The organism is Inquilinus sp. (assembly GCF_039594555.1).
GTDB lineage: Bacteria > Pseudomonadota > Alphaproteobacteria > DSM-16000 > Inquilinaceae > Inquilinus.
The window spans coordinates 1-3143 of record NZ_JBCNNF010000602.1 but is presented as its reverse complement, the minus strand read 5'-3'; the positions used below and the strand labels follow the sequence as shown (position 1 = coordinate 3143).

At 69.0% G+C, this 3143-nt stretch carries 5 protein-coding genes; 1 reads left to right on the top strand and 4 read right to left on the bottom strand.

Annotation, left to right across the window (positions count from 1 at the left end; translation table 11 throughout):
- The coding region (locus ABDW35_RS34805; protein WP_343718421.1) for a terminase large subunit at positions 1-215 on the top strand (215 nt) is incomplete at its 5' end.
- A gap of 9 nt (positions 216-224) precedes the next feature.
- Here ABDW35_RS34805 and ABDW35_RS34800 read toward each other — a convergent pair.
- The 4 genes from ABDW35_RS34800 to ABDW35_RS34785 form a co-directional block, all read right to left on the bottom strand.
- Positions 225-1181 (bottom strand): branched-chain amino acid ABC transporter permease, encoded by a 957-nt coding sequence (locus ABDW35_RS34800; protein WP_343718420.1) that lies wholly within the window; start codon positions 1179-1181, stop codon positions 225-227.
- 1 nt (position 1182) lies between these two features.
- A complete protein-coding gene (locus tag ABDW35_RS34795; protein ID WP_343718419.1) occupies positions 1183-2070 on the bottom strand; it encodes a branched-chain amino acid ABC transporter permease in 888 nt (295 codons plus the stop codon).
- A gap of 30 nt (positions 2071-2100) precedes the next feature.
- On the bottom strand, positions 2101-2805 hold the full coding sequence (locus ABDW35_RS34790) for an ABC transporter ATP-binding protein (protein ID WP_343718418.1): 705 nt from the start codon (positions 2803-2805) through the stop codon (positions 2101-2103).
- On the bottom strand, positions 2798-3143 hold a 346-nt coding region (locus tag ABDW35_RS34785; protein ID WP_343718417.1), incomplete at its 5' end, for an ATP-binding cassette domain-containing protein. The genes ABDW35_RS34785 and ABDW35_RS34790, both read right to left, overlap by 8 nt.

Here is a 3143-nt window from a genome sequence, read left to right as displayed (position 1 = left end):
GCGACATCCTGGTGCATCCGCGCTGCCGCCACCTGATCGACGAGCTGGCGCTCTACGCCTGGCGCACCGACCCGCGCAGCGGCGACATCCTGCCGATCCTGGAGGATCGCGAGAACCACGCCATCGACGCGCTGCGCTATGCCCTCGAAGGCCAGCGCCACTACGGCACCTACGATGCCAGCCTCAGCTGGGTCGGCAACGTGCTGCGCTGGTGAGGGGCGGGGCTATCCCTTGCGCCGCAGCCAGTGGGCGACCTCGCCGACGATGCCGCGGCGGAACAGCAGCACCACGATGACGAAGATGGCGCCGGTCACCACCGTCACCGGCAGGGCGGATTCGGCCAGGTAGTTCTGCAGCGTCACCACCAGCCCGGCGCCGACCACCGGCCCGACCAGCGTGCCGATGCCGCCGAGCAGCGTCATCAGGATCACCTCGCCCGACATCTGCCACTGGATGTCGGTCAGCGACGCCAGCTGGAACACCAGCGCCTTGGTGCCGCCGGCCAGGCCCGCCAGCGCCGCCGACATGACGAAGGCGGTCAGCTTGTAGGCGTCGACCCGGTAGCCCAGCGAGACGGCGCGCGGCTCGTTCTCGCGGATCGCCTTCAGGATCTGGCCGAAGGGCGAGTGCACGATGCGCCAGATGATGAAGAAGCCGAGGCCGAAGATCGCCAGCACGACATGGTAGAAGGTCAGCGAATCCGACAGGTCGAGCAGGCCGAACATGCGGTCCTGCGGCACCGACTGGATGCCGTCCTCGCCGCCGGTGAAGGGGGCCTGCAGCGCGACGAAGAACACCATCTGCGACAGCGCCAGGGTGATCATGGCGAAGTAGATGCCCTGGCGGCGGATCGCCAGGAAGCCCATCACCAGCCCCATGGCCGCGGCGGCGGCGGTGCCGGCCAGGATCGCCAGCTCCGGCGGCCAGCCCCAGACCTTCGCCACATGGGCCGTCACATAGGCGGCGCCGCCGAAGAAGGCGGCATGGCCGAAGGACAGCAGGCCGACATAGCCGATCAGCAGGTTGAAGGCGCAGGCGAACAGGGCGAAGCACAGCAGTTTCATCAGGAAGACGGGATACAGCAGGTAGGGCGCGCCGAGGGCGATCACCGCCACCGCCAGGGCCACCGCGAGCTTCGTGCCGTTCAGGCCGCCCTCGGCCTCTTGTCCGATCGCCGCCATCTCAGCGCTCCCGCCCGAACAGGCCGGCGGGGCGGACCAGCAGCACCAGCGCCATGATGACGAAGACCACGATGTTCGAGGCCGGCGGGTAGAACACCTTGGTCAGCCCCTCGAAGATGCCGAGCGCGAAGCCGGTGACGATGGCACCGAGGATCGACCCCATGCCGCCGATCACCACCACGGCGAAGACGACGATGATCAGGTTCGACCCCATCAGCGGGCTGACCTGGTAGACCGGCGCCGCCAGCACCCCGGCCAGGCCGGCCAGGCCGACGCCGAAGGCATAGGTCAGGGTGATCATCCGCGGCACATTGATGCCGAAGGCCTGGACCAGCGTCGGGTTCTCGGTGGCGGCGCGCAAAGTGGCGCCGAGCGGCGTCTTCTCGATCACGAACCAGGTGGCGAAGCAGATCACGATCGAGGCCAGCACCACCCAGCCGCGATAGATCGGCAGCACCATGAAGCCGAGATTGACCGCGCCGGTCAGCATCGCCGGCGGGCTGTAGGGCTGGCCCGAGGTGCCGTACCAGCTGCGGAACAGCCCCTCCAGGATCAGGGTGACGCCGAAGGTCAGCAGCAGGCCGTAGAGCGGGTCGAGCCGGTACAGCCGCGACAGGAACAGCTTCTCCAGGATCACGCCGGTGATGGCGACGGCGATCGGCGCCAGCACCAGCGCCGGCCAGTAGCCGATGCCGAGGAAGGTCAGCAGCATCCAGGAGGCGAAGGCGCCCAGCATGTACTGCGCGCCATGGGCGAAGTTGATGACGTTGAGCAGGCCGAAGATCACGGCCAGGCCCAGGCTCAGCAGGGCGTAGAACGAGCCGTTGATCAGCCCCAGCAGCAGCTGGCCGAACAGCACCTGGGTCGGGATGCCGAGCAGCGGGATCATGGCGCGCGCTCCATCTCAGACCCCCCCAACTCAGACTCCCAGCGTCTCATGCAGCAGCTCCATCTTGCCGGCCATCTCATCGCGCCGGAACTCGGCGACCACGCGGCCGTCCTCCATGACGTAGTGCCGGTCGGCCAGGGTGCTGGCGAAGCGGAAGTTCTGCTCGACCAGCAGGATGGTCATGCCCTGCGCCTTCAAGGTGCGCAGCAGCTCGCCGATGCGCTGCACGATCACCGGCGCCAGCCCCTCGGTCGGCTCGTCCAGCAGCAGCAGCTTCACGCCGGTGCGCAGCACCCGGGCGATCGCCAGCATCTGCTGCTCGCCGCCCGACAGCTTGGTGCCCTGGCTGCCCGCCCGCTCCAGCAGGTTCGGGAACAGGCGGTGGATCTCGGCCAGGCTCATCCCGCCCTCGGCCACCTTGGGGGGCAAGGTGAGGTTCTCCGCCACCGACAGCGAGGCGAAGATGCCGCGCTCCTCCGGCACATAGCCGATGCCGGCGCGGGCGATGCGGTGCGGCGGCGTCGCCAGCAGGTCGGTCCCGCCCATGCGGATCACGCCCTGGCGCCGGCGCAGGATGCCCATGATGGCGCGCAGCGTCGTGGTCTTGCCGGCGCCGTTGCGGCCCAGCAGGGTCACGGTCTCGCCCGGGAACACGTCGAGGTCGACGCCGTGCAGCACGTGGCTCTCGCCGTAGAAGCCCTGCAGCCCGCGGACATGCAGGAGGGGCTCACTCATGCTCGGACCCCATATAGGCCTCGCGCACCCGCGGGTCGGCGGAGACCTCGGCATAGCTGCCCTCGGCCAGGATCTCCCCGCGCTGCAGCACCGTGACCCGGTGGCAGAGGTCGGCGACCACCGACAGGTTGTGCTCGACCATCAGCACCGTGCGGTCGGCGCCGACCTTGCGGATCAGCTCGGCGATGCGGCCGATCTCCTCATGCCCCATCCCGGCCATCGGCTCGTCCAGCAGCAGCATCGGCGGGTCCAGCGCCAGGGTGGTGGCGATCTCCAGCGCCCGCTTGCGGCCATAGGACAAATCGACCGCGGCGGTGCGGGCGAATTCGCTCAGGTTG

Excerpts from the sequence above, each read along its gene's own strand:
- ABDW35_RS34800 (WP_343718420.1), bottom strand. The coding sequence starts at position 1,181 with ATGGCGGCGATCGGACAAGAGGCCGAGGGCGGCCTGAACGGCACGAAG.
- ABDW35_RS34795 (WP_343718419.1), bottom strand. The coding sequence starts at position 2,070 with ATGATCCCGCTGCTCGGCATCCCGACCCAGGTGCTGTTCGGCCAGCTG.
- ABDW35_RS34790 (WP_343718418.1), bottom strand. The coding sequence starts at position 2,805 with ATGAGTGAGCCCCTCCTGCATGTCCGCGGGCTGCAGGGCTTCTACGGC.